21 protein-coding genes are annotated in these 23,930 nt (G+C 36.6%); 12 read left to right on the top strand and 9 right to left on the bottom strand.

Annotation, left to right across the window (positions count from 1 at the left end; all coding sequences use genetic code 11):
* Positions 1-4: 4 nt before the first annotated feature.
* The 5 genes from M0R38_04235 (at position 5) to purL (ending at position 5,747) form a co-directional block, all read left to right on the top strand.
* Positions 5-511, top strand: a complete 507-nt coding sequence (locus tag M0R38_04235) for an acetyl-CoA carboxylase biotin carboxyl carrier protein subunit (GenBank protein MCK9480957.1) — start codon at positions 5-7, stop codon at positions 509-511.
* 177 nt (positions 512-688) lie between these two features.
* Entirely contained in the window at positions 689-1,828 is a 1,140-nt protein-coding gene (locus M0R38_04230) for an acyl-CoA dehydrogenase (protein ID MCK9480956.1), read from the top strand.
* Complete coding sequence (locus M0R38_04225; GenBank protein MCK9480955.1) at positions 1,825-2,007, top strand: hypothetical protein; 183 nt, start codon at positions 1,825-1,827, stop codon at positions 2,005-2,007. Before M0R38_04230 ends, M0R38_04225 begins: the two co-directional genes overlap by 4 nt.
* Before the next feature lie 38 nt (positions 2,008-2,045).
* Positions 2,046-3,473 carry an amino acid permease gene (locus M0R38_04220; protein MCK9480954.1) on the top strand — a complete coding sequence of 476 codons (1,428 nt, stop codon included), beginning with the start codon at positions 2,046-2,048 and terminating at the stop codon, positions 3,471-3,473.
* 54 nt (positions 3,474-3,527) lie between these two features.
* Positions 3,528-5,747, top strand: coding sequence for a phosphoribosylformylglycinamidine synthase subunit PurL (gene purL, locus M0R38_04215; GenBank protein MCK9480953.1), 2,220 nt, complete (start codon positions 3,528-3,530; stop codon positions 5,745-5,747).
* Here the strand turns inward: purL and M0R38_04210 are convergent.
* Positions 5,744-6,439, bottom strand: coding sequence for a ComF family protein (locus M0R38_04210; GenBank protein ID MCK9480952.1), 696 nt, complete (start codon positions 6,437-6,439; stop codon positions 5,744-5,746). The two genes, purL and M0R38_04210, sit on opposite strands and share 4 nt — an antisense overlap.
* Positions 6,440-6,494: 55 nt before the next feature.
* Between M0R38_04210 and thiL the strand changes: the two genes are divergently transcribed.
* The gene (gene thiL / locus M0R38_04205) at positions 6,495-7,529 is read left to right on the top strand and encodes a thiamine-phosphate kinase (GenBank protein ID MCK9480951.1); all 1,035 of its coding nucleotides are present in this window, start codon (positions 6,495-6,497) and stop codon (positions 7,527-7,529) included.
* On the opposite strand, the gene M0R38_04200 is transcribed toward thiL, so the two are convergent.
* The 3 genes from M0R38_04200 to M0R38_04190 are packed head-to-tail and all read right to left on the bottom strand — an operon-like array spanning position 7,526 to position 10,438.
* Positions 7,526-8,224: a 16S rRNA (uracil(1498)-N(3))-methyltransferase gene (locus tag M0R38_04200; GenBank protein MCK9480950.1), complete on the bottom strand. Its 699-nt coding sequence runs from the start codon at positions 8,222-8,224 to the stop codon at positions 7,526-7,528. The two genes, thiL and M0R38_04200, sit on opposite strands and share 4 nt — an antisense overlap.
* 32 nt (positions 8,225-8,256) lie before the next feature.
* The gene (locus tag M0R38_04195; protein MCK9480949.1) at positions 8,257-8,913 is read right to left on the bottom strand and encodes a hypothetical protein; all 657 of its coding nucleotides are present in this window, start codon (positions 8,911-8,913) and stop codon (positions 8,257-8,259) included.
* Positions 8,900-10,438, bottom strand: a complete 1,539-nt coding sequence (locus M0R38_04190; protein ID MCK9480948.1) for a GH3 auxin-responsive promoter family protein — start codon at positions 10,436-10,438, stop codon at positions 8,900-8,902. Before M0R38_04190 ends, M0R38_04195 begins: the two co-directional genes overlap by 14 nt.
* Positions 10,439-10,507: 69 nt before the next feature.
* Here M0R38_04190 and M0R38_04185 point away from each other — a divergent pair, with 69 nt between their 5' ends.
* Together M0R38_04185 and M0R38_04180 are read left to right on the top strand one after the other, a co-directional pair.
* The gene (locus tag M0R38_04185) at positions 10,508-10,861 is read left to right on the top strand and encodes a hypothetical protein (protein MCK9480947.1); all 354 of its coding nucleotides are present in this window, start codon (positions 10,508-10,510) and stop codon (positions 10,859-10,861) included.
* 220 nt (positions 10,862-11,081) lie between these two features.
* Positions 11,082-12,050, top strand: a complete 969-nt coding sequence (locus M0R38_04180) for a peptidylprolyl isomerase (protein MCK9480946.1) — start codon at positions 11,082-11,084, stop codon at positions 12,048-12,050.
* Positions 12,051-12,111: 61 nt separating this feature from the next.
* On the opposite strand, the gene M0R38_04175 is transcribed toward M0R38_04180, so the two are convergent.
* The 5 genes from M0R38_04175 to dnaB are packed head-to-tail and all read right to left on the bottom strand — an operon-like array spanning position 12,112 to position 17,605.
* Positions 12,112-12,960: a hypothetical protein gene (locus tag M0R38_04175; GenBank protein ID MCK9480945.1), complete on the bottom strand. Its 849-nt coding sequence runs from the start codon at positions 12,958-12,960 to the stop codon at positions 12,112-12,114.
* A 16-nt stretch (positions 12,961-12,976) separates the two neighbouring features.
* On the bottom strand, positions 12,977-13,423 hold the full coding sequence (locus M0R38_04170) for a nucleoside deaminase (GenBank protein ID MCK9480944.1): 447 nt from the start codon (positions 13,421-13,423) through the stop codon (positions 12,977-12,979).
* A gap of 3 nt (positions 13,424-13,426) precedes the next feature.
* The gene (locus M0R38_04165) at positions 13,427-14,707 is read right to left on the bottom strand and encodes an NAD(P)/FAD-dependent oxidoreductase (protein ID MCK9480943.1); all 1,281 of its coding nucleotides are present in this window, start codon (positions 14,705-14,707) and stop codon (positions 13,427-13,429) included.
* A gap of 46 nt (positions 14,708-14,753) precedes the next feature.
* Entirely contained in the window at positions 14,754-15,986 is a 1,233-nt protein-coding gene (locus tag M0R38_04160) for an HD domain-containing protein (GenBank protein MCK9480942.1), read from the bottom strand.
* 35 nt (positions 15,987-16,021) lie between these two features.
* The gene (gene dnaB / locus M0R38_04155) at positions 16,022-17,605 is read right to left on the bottom strand and encodes a replicative DNA helicase (protein MCK9480941.1); all 1,584 of its coding nucleotides are present in this window, start codon (positions 17,603-17,605) and stop codon (positions 16,022-16,024) included.
* A gap of 369 nt (positions 17,606-17,974) precedes the next feature.
* Between dnaB and M0R38_04150 the strand changes: the two genes are divergently transcribed.
* The 4 genes from M0R38_04150 (at position 17,975) to lptE (ending at position 23,929) form a co-directional block, all read left to right on the top strand.
* Complete coding sequence (locus M0R38_04150; GenBank protein MCK9480940.1) at positions 17,975-20,545, top strand: ATP-dependent Clp protease ATP-binding subunit; 2,571 nt, start codon at positions 17,975-17,977, stop codon at positions 20,543-20,545.
* A 192-nt stretch (positions 20,546-20,737) separates the two neighbouring features.
* Positions 20,738-22,156, top strand: coding sequence for a tRNA (N6-isopentenyl adenosine(37)-C2)-methylthiotransferase MiaB (miaB, locus tag M0R38_04145; GenBank protein MCK9480939.1), 1,419 nt, complete (start codon positions 20,738-20,740; stop codon positions 22,154-22,156).
* Between the two features lie 2 nt (positions 22,157-22,158).
* Entirely contained in the window at positions 22,159-23,424 is a 1,266-nt protein-coding gene (locus M0R38_04140) for a sigma-54 dependent transcriptional regulator (protein ID MCK9480938.1), read from the top strand.
* Positions 23,411-23,929 carry an LPS assembly lipoprotein LptE gene (gene lptE / locus M0R38_04135; GenBank protein MCK9480937.1) on the top strand — a complete coding sequence of 173 codons (519 nt, stop codon included), beginning with the start codon at positions 23,411-23,413 and terminating at the stop codon, positions 23,927-23,929. Before M0R38_04140 ends, lptE begins: the two co-directional genes overlap by 14 nt.
* The last annotated feature ends 1 nt before the right edge of the window (position 23,930 follow it).

The following is a 23,930-nucleotide window of genomic DNA, read 5'->3' as shown; positions in this document are numbered from 1 at the left end:
CCCCATGAATTTCACAATTAGTTTTCAAGATAGCACTTTGACTTGTTCTACTGATTCCAATCAAGTGCTCATAAACGGAGAGCAGGTAGAGCGCAGTTTCAAATGGATAAAAAAAGGTGAACTCGCTTTCCTGATTGTCAATAATGCTTCATACAGGATTGCTGTTTCAAAAGTTGACAGAGAAAACAAAACAGTAAAACTGAAAATTAATGGAAAGTTAATGGAGTTAAGCATTTCAGACCCTATGAATGAATTACTCAAGAACTTGGGATTTGACAAGTTGATGAATAAAGGAGCCAGCCTTGTAAAATCCCCTATGCCGGGTTTAGTACTCAAAACATTGGTAAAACCGGGTGATACAGTACGCAAAGGTGATTCATTACTGATACTCGAAGCAATGAAAATGGAAAACATTATCAAAAGCCCAATGGATGGCAACATCAAAGCGGTACACGTGACTGAAAGACAAGCCATTGAGAAAAACAAAATAATGGTCGAATTTGAGAGCTGATAAGTAAATTAACAGTTTCATAACGGTTTATTCGTGTTAAAATTCAGGTTGATATTTTGATAAAAAACAAATCTCAAAGTCGCAATAAGACTATTTTTTCATTGAAAGCAGATTAATAAAACTGCACTTGTCGATTAAGGCAAAAGAACTAATTTTGCGCACCAAACAAACCAACGTATGGATTTTCAATTATCAGAAGAACAAAAAGCTGTAGTTCAGGCAGCAAGAGATTTTGCTCAAACAGAGTTATTACCGGGTGTTATAGAGCGCGATATTCACGAAAAATTCCCCGCAGAACAAATTAAGAAACTTGGAGAATTAGGTTTTATGGGAATGATGGTTTCTCCGCAATATGGCGGTAGCGGAATGGATTGCGTGTCATATGTATTGGCAATGGAAGAAATTTCAAAAGTAGATGCTTCTGTAAGCGTGTGCATGAGCGTGAACAACTCTTTGGTTTGTTGGGGATTAGAAGAATTTGGTACAGAAGAACAAAAACAAAAGTATCTGGTTCCTTTGGCTAAAGGCGAAGTACACGGAGCATTTTGCTTGTCAGAACCCGAAGCCGGTTCTGATGCAACCTCTCAAAAAACAATTGCAGAAGACAAAGGTAACTATTACCTTTTAAACGGTACAAAAAATTGGATTACCAATGGTAGCACAGCAGATACATTTATCGTAATAGCTCAGACGCATCCTGAAAAAGGACATCACGGTATTAATGCATTTATAGTAGAGAAAAATTGGGAAGGTTTTCACATTGGAAAGAAAGAAGACAAAATGGGAATTAGAGCCTCTAATACTCATTCGCTCATGTTTACTGATGTAAAAGTTCCTAAAGAAAATAGAATAGGAGACGATGGATTTGGGTTCAAGTTTGCAATGAAAGTGCTTGCCGGTGGAAGAATTGGTATTGCTTCTCAAGCCTTAGGAATTGCATCCGGTGCTTATGAACTCTCTCTGGCTTATTCTAAACAAAGAAAAGCCTTTGGAACAGAAATTATGAACCACCAAGCTATTCAGTTCAAACTGGCTGACATGGCTACTGAAATTGAAGCCGCACGCTTATTATGTCTTAAAGCTGCTTGGTTAAAAGATCAACATTTAGATTATGGTTTAGCAAGTTCAATGGCTAAGTTATATGCAGCCGAGACTGCCATGAAGGTTACAACTGAAGCAGTTCAAATTCATGGTGGCTATGGATATGTAAGAGAGTATCACGTTGAAAGATTGATGCGTGACGCTAAGATTACACAGATCTATGAAGGAACCAGCGAAGTTCAGAAAGTTGTTATTTCACGTACTATTCTAAAATGAGAAAGTACTATTTGCTTCTTTGTATTGGAGTATATTTTTCTATTTGGACCGCATGTTCCGGTGGCAATGGCACATTGACTCAAGATGAACAAACTGAGGTAGATGATATGATGAAAAAGGATCAAGAGAAAATGGACTCCATGAAGCGTGCAATGTCGGAAAAATTTAAGGTCAAATAATTAATCACTTACAACAAAGCCTTATGGCAACATAAATCATGGAAAATGTTACCCATAAAGGTTTAAAAAAATCATTTGGATTGCGGATGGCTATAGTCATAGTCATCAGTTCAATCATAGGTTCCGGTGTTTTCAAGAAAGTTGCACCCATGTCAGACACATTAGGGTCTCCCCTTCTTGTGGTTGCAGCATTTGCTTTAGCAGGATTGCTTACACTTTTTGGTATGTGGAGTATTGCTGAATTAGGCTCAATGTACCCGGAATCCGGAGGTCCTTTTGCATGGCTTGAAAAAATTTATGGCAAAACTATTTCATTCCTTTATGGTTGGGCTTCTTTTACAGTAATTCAAAGTGCTGCCATAGCATCTATTGCTTTTGTGTTCGCTGGGGCTATAGGCACATATATTGAATTACCTCACCTACCGGAACATCTTGCTTCATTTTCCATTTTGGGCATCCAACCATTGGATAATATTGGTGCCAAGCTTATTGCTTGTGCACTTATTGCTATTTTAAGTCTTGTGAATATTCGCGGAGCCAAATGGGGCGGGAACTTAAGCATGATTTTCACAGTCATTATCATCTTGTGTATTTTAATGATTGTCATGATTTCCTTTGGTAGCTCTGTGGGCAATGCTCACACTTTTACGACTCCATCAACTGTTGTTTCTGTTGAAAAATTAAGTTTATGGGGACTAATAGGAGCTATAATTGTAGCCATGAGACACGCCTTTTGGGCTTATGAAGGTTGGATGTCATTAGGTTTTGTTGGTGAGGAGTTGGAAAAACCCGAAAAAGACATTTCACGAGCTGTTACTATTGGATTGTTGATTATTGTTTTTCTTTATGTCTTGGTCAATGCAGCATACTTATATGTGATGCCAATTGATGACATTATTAGAGAAACCACTAAAGACGAGAATAAAATTGCTGCAGTATTGGTAATAGACAAAATCTTTGGCAACGGTGGCGCACATATTATTAGTTCAATGATTCTTATTGCCACCTTGGGTTGCACCAATGCAACCATTTTAGCTTCAGCAAGGATATATTATGCAATGGCAAAAAAAGGTTTGTTCTTTGAAAGAATTAAGAAAACTCATTCAAAATACAACACACCGCATAATTCGCTGATACTTCAATGTGTATGGGCCTGTTTACTAGTATTCTCAGGCTCATTTGATTTATTGACAGATTTGGTGGTCATCGTGGCTTTTTCTTTTTATGGATTAATCGTTTTTGGTGTCATTATTTTAAGAAAAAAAGCAAGCCACACCACAAGACCCTATAAAACAATAGGATACCCTGTTATACCTATCATCTTTTGTATTTTCTGCATTGTGTTATTAGTAGTTACCTTTATTGAATCTCCTGAAAAGTCATTCACCGGCTTGTTTCTTATCTTCTCAGGACTCCCCTTTTATTATTTTTGGAAAAAGAAATTATCAAAGGCTTTAAGTCAATAATCATTTCTTTCTTCCTCTCAAAAACACTAATTTCGCGCTCAAAAAAAAACAATAATGGAAAAGCTCCCAACCGTAGAAACTGCAATATCATTAGGGCTTACAGCCGAAGAATTTGACAAAATCAAGAAAATTTTAGGGCGTACCCCTAACTTTTCAGAACTAAGTGTTTACTCTGTGATGTGGAGTGAACATTGTTCTTATAAGAATTCGATTGTTTGGCTTAAAACCCTTCCTAAAGAAGGACCATTTATGCTTGCAAAGGCCGGTGAAGAGAACGCAGGTTTAGTGGATATAGGAGACGGATTGGCATGTGCTTTTAAAATTGAATCACATAACCATCCCAGCGCAATAGAGCCATATCAAGGTGCAGCAACAGGAGTAGGCGGAATTAATAGAGATATTTTCTCAATGGGAGCACGTCCGATTGCTCAACTTAACAGCCTGCGATTTGGTAATATTGACACAAAAAGAACCAAATGGCTTGTAAATGGTGTGGTGAAAGGTATAGGAGATTATGGAAATGCTTTTGGAATTCCTACTGTTGGTGGTGAAGTTTACTTTGATGATTGTTATGAAACCAATATCTTGGTGAATGCAATGAGTGTTGGTATTGCAAGAGTTGGAAAAACGATTTCTGCAGTAGCTGACGGCATAGGCAATCCCGTTTACATCTTTGGCTCAACAACGGGCAAAGACGGTATTCATGGTGCAGCATTTGCTTCAAAAGACATTGGTGAAAATGCAGCGGATGACCTGCCTTCTGTACAAGTAGGCGACCCATTTTTTGAAAAATTAATTTTAGAGGCATCTTTGGAACTGATAGAAACCGGTGCTGTTGTTGGAATGCAAGATATGGGGGCTGCGGGTATTGCTTGTTCTACCAGTGAAATGTGTGCCAAAAGCAAAACCGGTATGGATATTTGGTTAGATAAAGTTCCGCTCAGACAAGCCAACATGAAAGGCTGGGAAATGCTTTTGTCAGAATCACAAGAAAGAATGTTAGTGGTGTTGAAAAAAGGAAAAGAACATTTGGCAGAAGAAATATTTAAGAAATGGGAAGTTGAATATGCCCATATAGGTGTGGTAACAAACACAGGAAATGTTAGATATTTAATGCAAGGAGAAGTAGATGCCGAAATGCCTGCAGAAAGCCTTGTGTTAGGTGGCGGTGCCCCTGTATATCACAGGGAATGGGCGGAACCTGCTTATTTTGCTGAAATTAGAAAATTTTCGTTAAACCAAATCCCTGATATTGATTTTACATCAGCTATCAAAGTTGCTAAGTTCTTGACTGGAACTCCTAACATTGCTTCTAAACGTTGGGTCTATCAACAATACGATAGCATGGTTGGAACAGTAAATCAAAGTACAAGAAAAGCAAGTGATGCAGCCATAGTTAAAATCAAAAACACCAATCGCTCAATTGCAATGACTGTTGATTGCAATTCGCGTTACGTTTATGCAAATCCTGAGACCGGTACAGCAATTGCGGTTGCAGAAGCTGCTAGAAATATTGTTTGTTCAGGAGGAGTTCCTACCGGGGTTACGAACTGTTTGAATTTTGGAAATCCTTATGACAAAGGCGTATATTACCAATTTAAACATGCAATTGATGGTATGCGTTCAGCTTGTCTCAAGTTCCAAACCCCAGTAACAGGCGGAAATGTTAGTTTTTACAATCAAAGTTCTGACGGTACAGCAGTTTTCCCAACCCCTTCTATCGGAATGATTGGACTGCTTGAAGACTCTTCTTTACACACCGGATTGTCTTTTAAGAATGAAGGTGATTTGATTTATCTCTTAGGTAAGAATGTAAATTGCATTAATTCTTCTCAGTATTTAGCAAAATATCTCAATGTAAACCACTCTCCTGCTCCTTATTTCAATTTAGATGAAGAGTGGAATTTGCAAGAAGTGATAAAAAAATCCATTAGACAAGGTTTGTTGCAATCCGCTCATGATTTGTCAGAAGGAGGTTTGTTCATTGGTTTAATGGAAAAATCGTTTGAAAATAATATAGGATTTGAAGTGAATATAAACCAAGAACACCGTTTAGACTCTTTATTGTTTGGCGAGGCGCAAAGCAGAGTGCTTGTTAGTATTCATCCGAATGCACAATCTGAGTTTGAAAAATTGTTGTTATCAACACAAGTTCCATTTGGTTTTATAGGTGTTGCAAAAGGCAACCTGTTGCAAATCAATAACACCACTTTTGGCTCTATAGAAGAATTCAAGGAAATTTACGATAATGCTATTGCTAACAAAGTAAATTAGACTACTGATGCAATTGTCGCAAACGAAACCCTACAGTTTGTTTGTGTAGTAATCAGCCTCCCAAGAGATTCCAATGTTGCTCCGGTTGTAATGGTATCATCAACTATTAATAAATGTTGATTACCAATCGTATGATTGGGTCTCAGTGCAAAAATATTTTGAACATTCTGATGTCTGTCCACACCTGCAATTTTGGTTTGAGAAATATTATTAACTGCCCGCTCAACAAAATGATTAAGCAACGGAATATTAAGCGACTTTGACATTCCAATAGCAATATACTCGGATTGGTTATATCCCCTAAGCACCAATTTACGTGGATGCAATGGCAGAGGAATGATTCCATTTATACCTTCCATAAAAGATGAATTGTGCAATACTTCACCGAATTTATATCCTAGAAACTCCCCTATCCTTTTGTTCCCATGATATTTCAACTGGTGCATCATTCCTTGCACTATGCCTTTTTTGTTAAATTTCAAAAATGAAGTGGCATTTACAAAGTCAATTTTACCCCAAAAGAGTTTAGCAACAGGGTTTTCAGACAACTGGTGATAATCTGTAACAGGTAGATTTAATTCACAATGACCACAAATTACCATCTCTGTATTTGGCAATACTGCATTACATCCCGGACAAAGATTAGGATAAAGCGAATTCAGAATATTGCTCAATATTTGACTTTTGGTCATGCTAAGTGGTATTGAAAGTTTAAGTTTACTTTTGCAATGCTAAAATAAGCCAAAAATGTTTAAAAATACAGAAAAGACAAAAATTGAATCCTTAGGAGAGTTCGGGTTGATAGACCATTTGACATCTAAATTTACCAATACTCAGCCCACGACCGTGCAAGGTGTTGGTGACGATGCAGCGGTTATTGATTGCGGCACAAAGTACATGCTTGTTTGCAACGACATTTTATTAGAAGGCGTGCATTTTGATTTCGTTTATACTCCTTTAAAACATTTGGGTTATAAAGCAGTGGCATCAAATATCTCAGATATTGCAGCAATGAACGGACACGCAAGCCAGATTGTTGTATCCATTGGGTTGAGCAGTAAAATTACATTAGAAGCTATTGAAGAAGTGTATGCAGGAATCAAGGCTGCATGTGAACATTATACCGTTGATTTGGTTGGTGGGGATACCTCGTCTTCACATAAAGGTTTCTTTATTTCTGTTACAGCCATTGGCTTTGTTGAAAAGAAAGAAGTAGTGTATCGTAAGGGAGCGACAAAAGCTGAACTTGTCTGTGTGAGTGGCGATTTGGGAAGTGCTTATGTTGGGTATATGCTTTTAGAAAGAGAAAAAAGATTATTTCTTGAAAACCCAGAAATTCAACCGGACATGGAAGGCAATGATTATATTTTGCAAAGACAATTAAAACCTGAAGCAAGAGTTGACATAATTGATTTGTTCAAAAATCTACATATTCACCCTACCTCCATGATTGATGTATCGGATGGAATTAGCAGTGAGTTACACCATTTATCAAAACATTCCAATGTAGGCTTTGTAATTTATGAAGAAAAATTGCCAATTGACCAGACCACATATAGTAAAGCACGTGAATTTGGATTAGACCCAACGGTATGTGCATTAAATGGCGGAGAAGATTATGAACTATTATTTACACTCAAACAAGATGACTACGATAAGATTAAAAACAGTGTAGATATCAGCGTAATCGGATATGTTACTGAACAAAGCGAAGGAATTAATCTTATATCCAAGAATGGCAATAAACATAAATTAGAAGCACAAGGCTGGCATCACGTCTAATTTTGTAAGGAATAGCGGGACATTACAGCTAACAGAGCTGCTGTTTCTGTCCTAAGCCTTTGTGTCCCAAAACTGATTGGAATAAATTCATGCTGCAATGCAGCGTTATATTCTTCATCTGTAAAATCACCTTCGGGACCTACCATAACCACTATGTCTGATGTGTTTGCTAATGCTGAAATCGGTTGAATATTGCTAAATCCTTTGCAAGATGCAATAAACTTTGCTTGCGTGGTTCGCTTGGTTACAAACTCCTTAAAATTACATTCGGTTATTGTCGGCAATATCGGTTGGCAACTCTGTTTCAATGCTGCAACAGCTATCTTTTCTAATCGCTCAATATTTACTCGCTTTCGCTCTGTCCTATGTGTATAGAGAAGTGTAAAATGGTGTATGCCAATTTCAATAGACTTTTCTAATAGCCATTCTATCCTTTCGGCATTTTTAGTCGGAGCTACAGCCAAATGCATGGTATAAGGGAGCAAAACATTTGAAATCACTTTTTGGAAATTGCTCAACACTCCGGTTTTAGAAGTCATTTCGTTGATATCCGCTTCCCATATCAAGCCCTTCCCGTTCATAACCCCAATCCTATCACCCGCTTTTTTACGCATTACTCTAAAACAGTGATTGACTTCATCATGATGTAAGACTAAGTCTCCCTTGTCATCTATATTCCCAAAAAACATATCCATCGTGTACAAAAATATTAAAAAGTGAATAGCAGTTACGATATACCAACAAAGAGTTCTCCCATCATTTTTCTGACTTTAGAAAGAATAGGAAAACGATATTCAATTTCGCTGTTTCTTTTATTTCGTATTGATTCTGCTTTTATATATAACGGATGATTATCTGGCATATAAGGACAAAAACCATATAAAATTGACGGGCTTATATAAGGTTCATGTGTTTCCGGCATTGAATGATCAAGCTCTTTGCAAACTGAATCTATTTGTCCATATACCATTATCAGTTCATTAGTAAAAAGATTGTTGAGTGAGTCTGATGCTTGTAAATCCGCTAACAATTTACCGTAAGTAATATTATTATCAAGTAATACAGTAAATATCCTCTGGCTGATATATTCAAAATCCTTTTCATTGATTAATATATGTTCAAATTCTTGGGGTTTTGGATGTGTGGATTGACTTGATAGTAAATTTTTATATGATTCCCTACCTTTGGCAATGGCATTTAATTGTCTAAAAAAATCCACTTGCAAATCCGAAAGGTTTTTATCGTTCTCTAAATGACTACAAAACTCTTGAATGTTTTGTACTGTAATTTGATTGTTACGATTAGAACTACACGAAAGAAGCAGCAATAAGCAAAGCATCACCCATGCTTTTCCTATCAGCCTGGTATAATTATATTTTGACATTAAGAGATTCTTGAACAAACTCAACCCAAACTTGATATTTCTCATCAGAGAGTACACGCGGAAACTTATTTTGAGAACCCGTCTTTCCTTGTTTATCCATCCATTGTAGAAACAGTTGATTGGGCACTAATTTGACCATAATATTCTTTAATGCATGCATCCTTTCAGTAGCATAATCATCATTTAATTCTTTTAGCGTGTTATCTAACAATGCTGTAACCTGCGCTTCATCTACATCGCAACCATTAGTGCCAATATACCATTGATGAGCGAATAAATTTCCATAAGGCACACCTTTAACAGTGAACTCTACAAAATTCACATCCAACTTATTAGAAACAATTTCAATAGCTCTCGTCATATTATCCACCGACAAGTGTTCCCCGCACATACTTAAAAAGTGCTTGGTTCTTCCGGTAATTTTGATTTCACAATTTTCAACATCAACAAATTTCACTACATCGCCAATCATATATCGCCATGCACCTGCACAAGTAGTAATAATGATGGCATATTCTTTATTCTCTGTTACTTCTGACAAAGACAACACTTGCGGATTGTCAACTAACTCTCCGGAATCATTAAAATTGTTTCTGTCAAAAGGGATAAACTCATAAAACATTTCATTGCGAAAGATTAACTTCATTCCTTTCGCGCTAATCTTTTGTTGAAATGCAATAAACCCTTCTGAAGCCAAATATGTTTCAAAATACATAATAGGCTGACCTAATAATGCGTTAAGTCCTTTCTTGTAGGGTGTAATATCCACACCTCCGTGAACATACACAGAGAAATTTGGCCAAATATCATGAATATTGTTGAGATTATAGGTTTTGACAATATTTTCTATTAGCAATTGAATCCAAGCCGGAACTCCCGCAATCATCACTACATCCCAATTCTTTGCTTCAGCTGTTATTCTTTCAATCTTTTCATGCCAATCTTTGGTACTTCTGATTTCCATACTCGGCTTTGAAAATCTTTCAAACCAAATAGGAACATTTTGGGTTGTAATGCCGCTTAAATCACCCGAATAGACATATCCATTATAATTCAAATCAGTACTACCACCAATCATCAGATAATGTTTTGCAAGAAAGTCTTTTGGCAGGTCTGTAAAAGCAATATTAAGAATCTGTCTTACACTTCCTTTCTTAATAGATTTGAGCATATCCTCACTCACTGGAATATACTTACTGGCTCCTTCGGAAGTACCGGAACTTAATGCAAAATATTCGATTTTGCCGGGCCAAGTTACATTTTCTTCATTGTTATATGCTCGCTGCCACCAAGGAAACATTGTAGAATAATTAGATAGCGGTACACGCTGCGAAAACGATTTGTAAACATCCTTCTCCTCTAATATTTCACTAAAATGATAATGTTTGCCAAATTGGGTATTCTTGGCTTTCAACAGCATCTTCTTTAATGTTCGCCTCTGAGAGATTATTGCATTCACCCTATTTAATAGCAATGCGGTAGAAATTATTTTGCTCTTATTTAATAACTTTCCAATGATTTTCATTTCTTTGTGGCGCCTTGTATCTGTACGTACATCAGGTTTTAACAGAGGCAATATTAAGTAAAAAAAAGCATGAGTAATGAGATATTGACAAAGTGGGGACAACTTACTGATTTTATCGCAAATAGATTTGACCACAAAAACCCTGATCTCAATGCAATTCTTTTTATTATTGGGATTAGAGAATTAGGCACAATCTCTGACAGCAATTTCTCTAAGGATGAAAAAGTAATGTTGCTTCATATTGCAACATGTAAAATTTTGAGCTATTCAGGTTATTATGAGCTTGAAGGCATTGACTCCGATGGCTGGCCCCGTTGGAAATCAATTAAACCTATCCCTATGCTTGATTTATCAGAACAAGAGCTATTTTTGAAGCAGCATATTATTGAGTATTTTGACAAAGAAGAAATCCTAGCATTTTAACAATTATAATTATATGAAAAAACAGTTTTTCACTTATGCCATTGCCGGAGCAATCCTTTGTATGACGGCATGCGCAAACACCAATGTAGAAACACCAAACAATGAATCTACATCAACAGAGACACCCACTTCAACTACTACCGATGTTCAGCCGGCTAGTCTAACAGACAAAACACCTGTCAAGGTTGAAGTGATTAAAAAGAACAATCAATATTACGTTATGAATAACAATAAAGAAGTAGCCCTCAAAGAAGGGATGTATGCAAAAATCCAAACCAATAAAGGTGATATTTTGCTGGAATTAGAATTCCAAAAAGTGCCAATGACTGTAGCGAATTTTGTTGGTTTAGCAGAAGGTACTATTAAGAACAACAGCTTTGCAGTTGGACAAGCGTTCTATGATGGGCTTAAATTTCACCGTGTAATCGCCAACTTTATGATTCAAGGAGGCGACCCTCAAGGAACAGGTGCAGGTGGTCCCGGATATAGTTTTGCAGACGAATTTGACGACAACTTAAAGCATGTAGGGCCCGGAGTTCTCTCTATGGCAAATGCCGGTCCCGGCACGAACGGAAGTCAATTCTTTATTACACACGTTGCAACACCTTGGCTCGATGGAAAACATTCTGTTTTTGGTCACGTGGTTGAAGGACAAGAAGTAGTCAATGCAATTCAACAAGGAGATGTTATGCAACATATTTCTATTGTTAGAATCGGTGCAGAAGCAGAGAAATTTAATGCTGCTGCTGTGTTTGAATATGAACAGCAACACGCTGCCGAAAAACTTGCAAAGAAAGAAGAAGAAAGAAAAAAGAAAGAATCCGAAGTGTTAGCTAAAATAACCAAAGGAGCAAAAACCACAGCCAGCGGATTGAAATATGTTATTAAAAAACAAGGTAAAGGTGCTACCGCAAAAGCAGGTCAAACCATTACTTGTCATTATACGCTAACACTCCCTGATGGAAGAAAATTAGATTCATCGTTCGATAGAAATGAACCTTTCAAATTCCAAGTGGGTGTTGGACAAGTAATCAAAGGATGGGATGAAGGAATGATGTTATTAAATCCCGGAACTGAGGCTGTTTTGATAATTCCTTCTGAATTAGGATATGGTGCTGCAGGTGCCGGTGGGGTTGTTCCTCCTAATGCTACTTTGATTTTTGAAGTCAAAGTTATCAGTATTGAATAATTGCTAATAAAGAAAATATTATAAAAAAGGCTGTCTATCTAATAGGCAGCCTTGTTTGTTCCTAAAGAATTGAAAGTAGCGTAATAAACAGATAAGGATAACTTAAATAGAACAAGTATCCCCACAAAATCAATAGTAGAATGGAATAAAAGATATACCATCCTGCTTTATTTCTCAATAGTTCATTGAGATCAGTAACAAAATAACCATCCTCAGGTAACAATCTTTTATGCAACATAATTGTCATGAATAATGAAGCCAAAGGCACAATAAACAAGGCATTGACCATCATTCTAAATCTTAATTTCAATTTTTCTTCATGTTGAGGATTGGAAGCATCTAAAAATGAAGGTCCTTCTTTATACAAAAACCGTAAGAGTTTGAATACTTTAATATAACGATAAATTGAAATCAAAGACAAGATTGCCATAGTAAATAAGAATAAATGCACGATTCCTACTCCTGCTGTGCCTGCGACAATTGAACCGGCAGCGAGCACTGCAACTAGTGCAATAGCAAAGGTTGCGACTGTCCATATACTGATTTTCTCAAGATTACTTTTTGCTTTTCGATATTCTTCAAGCACTTGCTCATGACTTTTAACAGAATTAACAGTGTCAGGATTAAATAAAACAGGGGGAGACAAATCATAACTTTCTGTTGAATCCGAATGATGTATGGAGTCCTTTAAAAATATAGTATCAGGAACCAAGTACCCTCTCACTGTATCTTTAAGCGGGAATGCAAAGGATTTGGTTTGGATTGATGCATTATATTTTCTTTCTGTGTGAACATAGTGTGTTTTTGAGGTACGTATTCCCCACCCTCTGCTATAACGATGTTTAGCGATTTCAATTGAACATGAATTCAGCAAGAAAAAGAGAAGTATTAATCCAATTATGTTTCGCATTTTCTACTTTGTCAAATTATATCCTCTTTTGTTTAAAGAATCTCTGTAATATATCCAAAGCCTCTTGCTGCTTTTCTCCACACTCTATTTGAATTGATTTGGAAAATGTTTCAGGAAGAAAAATAGAGTACCCTGTTTTAGGTTCTGATGTTGCAAATACAATTTTAGAAATACGTGCTGCCTTCAACGCACCCATGCACATCACACAAGGCTCAAGCGTAACATAGAGTGTACATTCTTCAAGGTATTTACTGCCAATATAATGAGAAGCAGATGTAATTGCCAACATTTCTGCATGAGCTGTAATATCTTTCAATCTTTCTGTCTGGTTATACCCCTTCCCTATGATTTTGTTTCCATGCACAACAATTGCCCCAATGGGAACTTCATCTTCTTCAAATGCCTTTTGCGCTTCTTTAAGCGCGATTTCCATAAAATATTCGTCAGTAAAAAGGTCTTCCATGCTTTAGGGTTTTCTGTACTTGGCTCTGATGATTAAACGTAATGAAGGGTCGTAAGTAAAATACTGCCAAACCCAATTGGTAACAACAAAGAATTTATTTTTTACACCAATAATAGAAATTAAGTGCACTGCCATCCAAACAAACCAAGCAATAAATCCACGTAATTTCAATTTCTTAATGTCTGCCACTGCTTTGTTGCGACCTACTGTAGCAAGACTTCCTTTGTCTTTGTATTGAAAAGGTATTTTGCTTTTGCCTTTGAATGGATTCACCATATTTTTAGCAAGACATGCAGCTTGTTGCAAAGCAACTTGAGCAACTTGCGGATGTCCTTTAGGATACTCCTTTGTTTCCATTTGGGCAATGTCTCCAATAGCATATATGCCATCAGTCCCTTTGACAGCACTGTATTCATCTACCAATAATCTTGTACTACGCGAATACATTTCGTCTGACAGACCTTTTAATTTACTACCCTTAACACCTGCAGCCCATATCAATGTATTGCTATGAAGTGAAGTCCCATCCGCAAGTTCAACTATACGTCCATCAAAGTTTTTAACAGCATTGCCTTTTATGACGCTTACTCCCAAATGTTCTAAATAGTCTTGAACGGTATTTCCTGATTTATCAGACATCGCTCCCAGCAGTTTCGGTCCTGCTTCGATAAGGTACACTTTCATTTCTCTAAAGTTAATTTCAGAATAATCTTTAGGAAGGATTTTATTTCTCATTTCAGAAATAGCTCCGGCTAATTCCACCCCTGTAGGTCCGCCTCCAACAATCACCACATTCAACAATTCATCTCTTTCTTCATCAGACTGAGCACTCAATGCTTTTTCGTAATTTTGCAATAAAGTATTTCTAAGTAAAAGGGCTTCGGAAACTGACTTCATGGAGTATGAATTTTTCTCTACCATCTCATTATTAAAGAAATTGGTTACAGCACCATAAGCCAGAATCAAATAATCATAGGGAATTGTACCTATACCGGTATCAATTGTCTTTGCTTCTTGGTTTACACCGGTTACCTCTGTGAACCGCATATATACATTCCATTTATTTTGAAACACTTTTCTCAAAGGGAAACATATATTACTTGGCTCTAAACCAGATGTAGCAACCTGATATAGCAAGGGTTGAAATTGATGGTAATTGTTTTTATCTATTAATATTACTTGAAAAAGGTCTATTGGCAATAGTTCTGCGAGTTTGAGTCCTGCAAATCCTGCTCCTACTATGATAACTCGCTTTTGATTGCCTTTTAAAGGAGGTAAACTCATGTTTTTATTTTTTCTGCAAAATTAGGTTTATTCGCAGCTCGTTATCCTATTTCATGTAACATAAATAGTACTTTCTAACGGTTTTTTTCAATGCCGAAAGGTTGTAATTATCAGACACTTCGGTAACATCTACAACGGCTCCATCTTTCCTAATGATACTGATAGATTCCGGAGTATCTTGCTTATATGCATTATTCTCAAGTGTCCCGGACTGAATAAAATAGCCAAGGTCGTTTTCGTTGATTTTATACTTTCTCTTTATTTCTGTTTGTATTGCTTCTAATTCTTGCGCTGAAATTACTGAATTGGATATAAGTATTTTGGGAAGCTTTCTCTCAACGAAGTTTTTTGACAAAGTAGCAAGAATTGAATCTTTGTGAAATTGCCATTGTTTGATACTAACTGTCAACTCCGCGTCATCAAGCAAGGTAAAACGTGCTAACCATGTATCAGTTTCTTGTTCAAATTTTTGTTCATTGGGTTTGCTAAACAAGAATGGTGTCAAAGCCGGTGTTGCATACACATCCTCACCGTCCACCGCTAAATTCCTTGCTCGCATAAGTACTTGTTTCAACAAAATATCAGCCGAAACAACCGTTTTGTGCAGATAAACCTGCCAATACATGAGCCTGCGTGCTATGATAAATTTCTCAATACTATAAATCCCTTTTTCTTCTAGCACTAAGTGGTTGTCCACCACATTTAACATATTAATAATTCTATCAGCACTCACCACTCCTTCGCTCACTCCTGAATAGAAACTATCTCTACTCAAATAGTCTAACCTATCCATGTCTAACTGACTTGAGATGAGTTGATGGAGAAACTTCTTTGGATATTGGTTGTTAAATATACTGATACAAGTAGCCAGCCTGCCTTCAAACTCTTGATTCATTTTTTCCATAATCAGCGTAGAGATTCTTTCATGATGCAAATCTTTGACAAGAATATATTCTAACGTATGAGAAAAAGGTCCATGACCTATGTCATGCAACAAAATGGCGGCACAAGTAGCTTCGTATTCATGTTCTGAAATTTCAGCACCTTTCTGCTTCAGAACATCCAACGCCCTACACGTTAATTGCAAGGCTCCTAAAGCATGATGAAATCGGGAATGTATAGCTCCCGGATATACAAGCTCTGCAAGACCTAATTGCTTAATCCTACGCAATCGTTGGAAATAAGGATGCTCAACTAAGTCAAAGATTAAATCAGATGGTAAAGTCAAAAATCCATATACAGGATCATTGATTATTTTTCTTTTATTCTTTTGGTTCATCACAATGATTTAATCACACAATTATCAGACAATCATCAGTTATCAAAGAAGTTTGAATCTGTATCGTTAGAATTTAAGAAAGGGTCATCCACATCGTTATTGCTTTTAAAAATATCGGCTTTGTTACTGATAGAATCCCTGAATGAATTGTCAATAGCATCATTTTCATTCATTTTAGAAGGCAGAATAAAGTTTGCAATTTTAGATTCAGACTCATCCACAAATCGTTGCAGCTTTTTACTAAAGTACATATTAGCATCACCCAACGAACCATGTCTATATTTCTTAATAATTAGTTTTGAAGCCACACCTCCATCATTGTATGCATCTTCATCTCCTTTATTGTAATAGTCATCACGGTAGATGAAAGCTACCATGTCTGCATCTTGTTCAATAGAACCGGATTCACGCAAATCTGAGAGTTGCGGCATTTTATCCTGACGTTTATCAGTTTCACGACTCAACTGAGCCAGCGCAATGACAGGGATGTTTAGTTCTTTTGCTAATGTTTTCAAGGAACGAGAGATATAACCAATCTCTTGTTCTCTATTCATACTTACTTTAGATTGATTTTGGTCTTCACCCTTCATTAATTGCAAATAGTCCACCATGAGCATACCAATTTTATGTTGAGAATGTAGTCTTCTAGCTTTAGCCTTTAACTCAAATACTGTCAAGCTCGGAGTATCATCAATAAATATAGGTGCCTCGGACAATGCTTGCGTTTTGGTAACAAGCTGTTGCCATTCATATTCTTCAAGATTTCCACGTCTCAAGGCTTCCGAACTTATTTCAGACTCAGCAGAAATCATACGAGTAACCAATTGTACTGCTGACATTTCTAATGAGAAAAATGCTACCGGAGTTTTATTTCCTACTGCTGCATTTCGCAAAAGCGTAAGTGCAAAAGCGGTTTTACCCATACCCGGACGACCGGCAATAATGATTAAATCAGACTTTTGCCATCCGGATGTAATATTGTCAACACCAATGATTCCACTAGGTACACCTGTTATAGAAGAACTGTGATTTTTATTTTCATTAATTTGAGTGAGCGCTTTAGAAACAAGGTTACCAATACTCTCATAATTTCTCTTCATCCCCTTGTTTTTGATTTCATAAATTGCCTTTTCAGTTTCATCAAGTAAACTAAATGAATCCACTCCGGCATCATAAGCATGATTAATGGTCTCACCACATATTTGAATCAATTCTCTCAATACATATTTTTCAAGTATAATATGTGCATGAAATTCAATATTCGCTGAAGAGGTAACCTTCATGGTCAATTCACTCACATAAAACTCTCCCCCAACAAATTCCAGCTTATCTGTTTCTCTTAACTTCTCTATGACAGTCAAAATATCAATCGGCTCATTTTTCTTTGTCAATGCAAAAATTGCATTATAAACAGCCTTGTTTCTATCGTCATAAAAATAGTCGTCAACGAGAATCTCTTGTATCCTGAGTAACGCTTTTCCATCAAGCAACAATGCGCCTAATACCGCTTGTTCTATTTCAACAGCTGCGGGCACTCTTCGTCCCAAGTTATCCTGCGGTACTAAATAAGAAGTTTTCTTCTTGTCTTTTTTTCTATTTTGCAAAGGTGAATCATTCATTGAGCAAGCAAATTAATATCGTAGTATCATGCTTTGCAAGTTCGTACATTTGAGTTACAACTTTTCCACAACTATTTTCTATGTGTTTAGTTAAAAAACAGCAATGCGAACCAATAATGGCACAATCACAAAGACAGATTAATCGCTACAAAGTGAGCAAATACGGACTTTTTGACACAAATCTATTGATATTGTAACATGGTACGATTTTCAAACATAGCTGAAATATATTTTTACACAAGCTAATGTCAATATTTTTCCACCTAATTTATAACTAAATTTTGCATGGATATACCAAAGCACAACTGGAAGATAGAAATAGAATGAGTAATTTTGAACCTTTAAACAACAGAATCTTTTCATTATACAATGTCAGCAAATAAATTTTCACCCAGAGTAAAAGAAGTTATTCAGTTTAGCCGTGAAGAAGCGATTAGAATGGGTCATGACTATATCGGTCCTGAACACTTGTTACTTGGGGTTATCAGAGAAGGCGAAGGCAGAGCTTTGCAAACCCTTAAAAACCTTGATGTAGATGTTTTACGAGTAAAAAAATCCATTGAAGATGCAGTCAAATCTACTTCCGGCAAATCAATCAATATCGGAAACTTACCTCTTACAAGGCAAGCAGAGAAAGCATTAAAAATAACTTATCTTGAAGCTAAAATGTTTAAGACCGAAATTATTGGAACCGAGCATTTATTGCTTTCTATTTTAAGAGATGAAGACAATTTGGCAACAGAAATTCTCTCCCAATACGGTATAACTTATGACATTTTCAAATCTGCATTAGAAGAAGGTTTGCCTGGACTCAACAACCCTCCAACTTCTCCAAGAAATGAAAACCCAAATGCAGATGACGGGGCTGAAGAAGGCAGCTATTCTGAGGACAAAAAAATTGACGAATTACGCAATAAGAATTCTAAGTCTAAGACACCTGTATTAGATAATTTTGGCAGAGATCTTACACATGATGCTGAAGAAGGAAAATTAGACCCGGTGATTGGAAGAGAGAAAGAAATTGAAAGAGTTTCTCAAATATTATCGCGCAGAAAAAAGAACAATCCTGTGTTGATAGGCGAACCCGGTGTGGGTAAAACTGCTATTGCAGAAGGGATTGCGGTAAGTATTGTACAAAAGAAAGTTTCCAGAATCTTATTCAATAAAAGAGTGGTAACACTCGATTTGGCTTCCCTTGTTGCAGGCACTAAATACAGAGGACAGTTTGAAGAGAGAATCAAAGCAATCATGAATGAATTGGAAAAAAGCGATGATGTCATTTTATTCATTGATGAGATACATACACTTGTTGGAGCCGGTGGAGCTTCCGGCTCTTTAGATGCATCTAATATGTTTAAACCTGCCTTAGCTAGAGGCGAAATTCAATGTATTGGAGCAACAACCTTAGACGAGTATAGACAATATATTGAGAAAGACGGAGCACTCGAAAGAAGATTCCAAATGGTCATGGTTGAACCTGCTTCTGCCGGTGAAACATTGGAGATTCTTAACAATATTAAAGACAAATACGAGGAACATCATTCTGTAACATACACGCCAGAAGCATTAGAAGCTTGTGTGAAACTTTCTGAAAGGTATATCTCTGACAGATATTTACCTGACAAAGCAATTGACGTACTTGACGAAGCCGGAGCAAGAGTACATATTTCAAATATTCACGTCCCTTCTGAAATTTTAGACCTTGAGAGTCAAATCGAACAAGTGAAAGTTGAAAAAATCAGGGTAGTTAAATCACAAAACTATGAAGAGGCTGCAAGGTTAAGAGACACTGAAAAAACACTGCTCAAAAACCTTGACAATGCTAAAATCAAATGGGAAGAAGATAGTAAGAATCAAAAATATGTGGTTGGTGAAGAAGATGTAGCAGAGGTTATCGCCATGATGACCGGTATTCCTGTTAAAAGAATTGCGCAGGGTGAAGGTAAAAAACTCCTCAATATGGAGTCTGACCTACAAAAAAGAGTGATAGGACAAGACAAAGCTATTGCCAGACTTGCAAAAGCAATACAAAGAACGCGTGCCGGTTTGAAAGACCCTAACAAACCCATTGGCTCCTTTATTTTCCTTGGACCAACAGGTGTAGGCAAAACTGAAATGGCAAAAGCCCTCAGTGAATATTTGTTTGACTCTCAAGACTCATTGATACGAATTGATATGAGTGAATACATGGAAAAATTTGCTGTGTCCAGACTCGTGGGGGCTCCTCCCGGTTATGTGGGATACGAAGAAGGAGGATTGCTTACCGAGAAAGTGCGCAGAAAACCTTATTCAGTTATTCTGTTCGATGAAATTGAAAAAGCACATCAAGATGTTTTCAATCTTCTATTGCAAGCACTCGATGAAGGATTTATGACCGATAGTCTCGGTAGAAAAATAGACTTTAGAAACACGGTGATTATTATGACATCTAATATCGGCTCCAGACAATTAAAAGACTTTGGAACAGGTGTTGGCTTTGCAACCAGTAATAAAATCAGCAATCAAGAAAAAGAGAGTAAACAGATTATTGAAAATGCATTAAAAAAATTCTTTAGTCCTGAGTTTCTTAACCGAATTGATGATGTCATTGTCTTTAAGAGCCTTGAAAAAGAGGATATCTTTAAAATCATGGATATTTCTATAAATAAAATGCTAAAGAGAGTGGCAGATTTAGGTCTTGAAGTTGAGATTGATGAAAAAGTAAAAGAATTTTTGGTTGACAAAGGATTTGATGCTGATTTTGGCGCACGTCCACTGCATCGCACCATTCAAAAATATATGGAAGATCCTTTAGCTGAAGAAATCCTAAAAGGTGAAATTAAAGAAGGGGCAAAACTGAAGGTTGTGATGAATAAAGAAAAAGATGGTCTTGAAATTAAAACTTCATCTAAGCCACAATCTAATGACGAAACAAAGGAAAGTGTTAAAAAGGGCAAGTAAAAACTGCCCTTTTCTTTTATATCCAATCCCATGAAGGGATATTTATTTTATTTAGGTAAGCAATAATCTAATTACTGTAATAAAATCTTAAAATACAGAAGGGAAAAACACTCTTGGGCAGTTTGATATCTTTGAGAATTAAACAATTATTTTTAATGTTTGAATCCTATCTTTGCACCTCTATTTAAAGTTATGTCAGATACCGAAATTCTTGTTTCAGATATTCCCGTTGCAATCGAAACAATAAACAGAAAGCTATACATAGAAAGTTATGGTTGTGCAATGAATTTCAGCGACAGCGAAATTGTTGCCTCAATATTATACAATCACGGTTTCCGTACTACAGATGACGAAACGGATGCTGATGTGATACTCATTAACACGTGCGCAGTAAGAGATAATGCGGAACAAAAGATACGCGAAAGATTGAAACATCTTAGAGCAAACAAAAAGAAAAACAGAGACTTAATCATTGGAGTACTTGGCTGTATGGCAGAGCGGTTGAAAGAAAAGCTGCTCGAACAAGAAAAGTTGGTGGATGTTGTTGCAGGACCGGATGCATATCGCGAACTTCCTAAATTACTTGCTGCAGTGGATGAAGGCGACAAGGCAATCAATGTATTATTATCACGTGAAGAAACTTATGGTGAAATTAGTCCTGTCAGGCTAAATTCTAATGGAGTCAATTCGTTTGTTTCAATTACAAGAGGGTGCGACAACATGTGTTCATTTTGCGTAGTGCCTTTTACACGAGGCAGAGAACGAAGCAGAGACCCGGAAAGTATTATACGAGAGATTAAAGAACTTTCTGATGTTGGATACAAGGAAGTTACCTTGTTAGGTCAAAATGTAGATAGTTATTTATGGTTTGGAGGAGGTCCAAAGAAGGATTTTGAAAAAGCAGATAAAGAGCAACAAGAAAAAGCAATAACATTTGCTGAATTATTAGAAATGTGTGCCAATGTAAATCCAGAAATGCGCATCCGTTTCTCCACTTCTCACCCAAAGGATATTACCGATGAAGTGTTATACACCATGAAACGCCATGACAACATCTGCAAGCATATTCATTTACCTGCACAATCAGGCAGTAGCCGTATTTTAGAAAAAATGAACAGAACCTATGACAGAAAATGGTATTTAGATAAGGTGAGAAGAATTAGAGAAATTCTTCCTGAATGTGGTATTTCATGTGATATTATTTCTGGCTTTTGTACCGAAACAGAAGACGATCACAAAGAAACATTGAGCATAATGGAAATATCACAGTTTGATTTTAGCTACATGTACTTTTACAGTGAAAGACCCGGAACTATGGCTGCAAAAAAATTACCGGACGATGTTCCTTTAGAAACTAAAAAGCGTAGATTGGCTGAAGTCATTGAATTACAAAACAATATTTCGAATGAGAAAAATAAATCATTTATTGGTAAGGTTGTTAGAGTATTGGTGGAAGGAGAATCTAAAAAAAGTGAACACGATTTGAGAGGGAGAAATGACCAAAATATCATGGTTGTTTTTCCTAAAACTACCCATAAACCCGGAGACTTTGTTGACATATTGGTTGAATCAACTACTACCACAACCCTTAAAGGCAAACCCTTAAATTAAACATGATAAGCGAAAGAGAACTTCAACAAATCAAAAACAGATATGAGATAGTAGGAAACTCTCATAAACTTAATCACGCTCTTGAAACCGCTTTGCGTGTAGCACCTACAGACATGAGTGTGTTGATTTATGGAGAAAGCGGAGTAGGAAAAGAAGTATTTTCAAAAATCATTCATCAAAACAGTACACGCAAACACGGTGCATTCATTGCTGTCAATTGTGGTGCAATACCTGAAGGGACAATAGATTCAGAATTATTTGGACATGAAAAAGGTTCATTTACCGGAGCCACAGATGCAAGAAAAGGCTATTTTGAAACTGTGAATGGTGGTACGATTTTCCTTGATGAAGTTGGCGAATTGCCTTTAGGAACCCAAGCTCGATTATTACGTGTATTAGAATCAGGGGAATTTATTCGTGTTGGTTCAAGCAAAATCCAAAAAACAAATGTGAGGGTTGTGGCTGCTACCAATAAGAACCTCCTTGAAAGTGCAGGGAAAGGAAAGTTCAGAACTGACTTGTATTACAGATTGGCAACAGTGCCAATTACTATCCCTAAATTGAGCGAACGCAAAGAGGATATCTATATGATATTCTTAAAGTTTGTGAATGATTTTGCAGAGAAATATCACACTCGATACATTGAATTAACTCCTGAAGCCAGATTGATGCTTGAAAATTATTCATGGCAAGGTAATGTGAGACAATTGCGAAATGTTACAGAACAACTCTGTGTACTTGAAAGAGAAGGTATTATTGATGTCAATACATTAAAAAACTACCTGCCTCTAGAAACAACTTCTTTACCGGCTGTATCCTTGTCTCAGTCTAATCATGAAAATGACAATTTCAGTGAAAGAGACATTTTATATAAAGTATTGTTTGACTTAAAGAGAGACATGACTGACTTAAAAAAGTTGGTCTTTCGCCTAATAGAAAGCGGAGGTCATAACAGCACATTTATTCAAGAAAACGAAGGTGCAATCAGGCAGGTTTTTAGCGATGAAATCAAGGAACAGAGTCATCCATTTGATTTTTCAATCACTCTCCCACCCTCAAACCACGAACCGCACCACCCAACTTTCAACACCGAAAACGAACCGCACACCATACGAATTGAAGAGACTAAAACAATTCAAGAACAAGAAAAAGATATGATTAAAAAGTCTCTTGAACGCAACAAAGGGAGGCGCAAAAAAGCAGCTAAGGAATTAGGTATTTCTGAAAGAACCTTGTATCGCAAAATTAAACAATATGAACTCGAATAAGACTCATATTACTAGTCTTGCACTATTGATGATTTCACTGCTGTTATTTAACCGTTGTGGAATTTATTCTTTGTCCGGTGTTAATATTCCAGATGATGTCAAAAGCATTTCCATTCAATATTTCCCAAACCAAGCTCCGCAAGTTGCTCCCACACTAAGCCAAGTATTTACTGAAAAGTTAAAAGATAAGTTTCAAAGTGAAACACGTCTTTTTTTAAAAGAACAAGAGGGCGATTACCAAATTGATGGTGTTATTACCGGTTATAATATTGCACCGGTTAGTATTTCAGGCAACACTTCCGCTACTGAAAACAGATTGACTATGGTGGTAAAGGTGAATTTCTCAAGTCCAAATCATCCTAAATTTGATTTCAATAAATCATACTCTAACTTTGTTAATTTCCCCGCATCTACCGACTATTCCGCTATTGAAACACAGCTTATTAATGATATTACAACCATGCTAGTTCAAGATATTTTTAATGACATAGCTTTGAAGTGGTAAA

It is taken from the genome of Bacteroidia bacterium (genome assembly GCA_023228875.1).
GTDB lineage: Bacteria > Bacteroidota > Bacteroidia > NS11-12g > UBA955 > JALOAG01.
The sequence above is the reverse complement of the archived record's forward strand: the minus strand, read 5'-3'. Positions and strand labels throughout refer to the sequence as shown.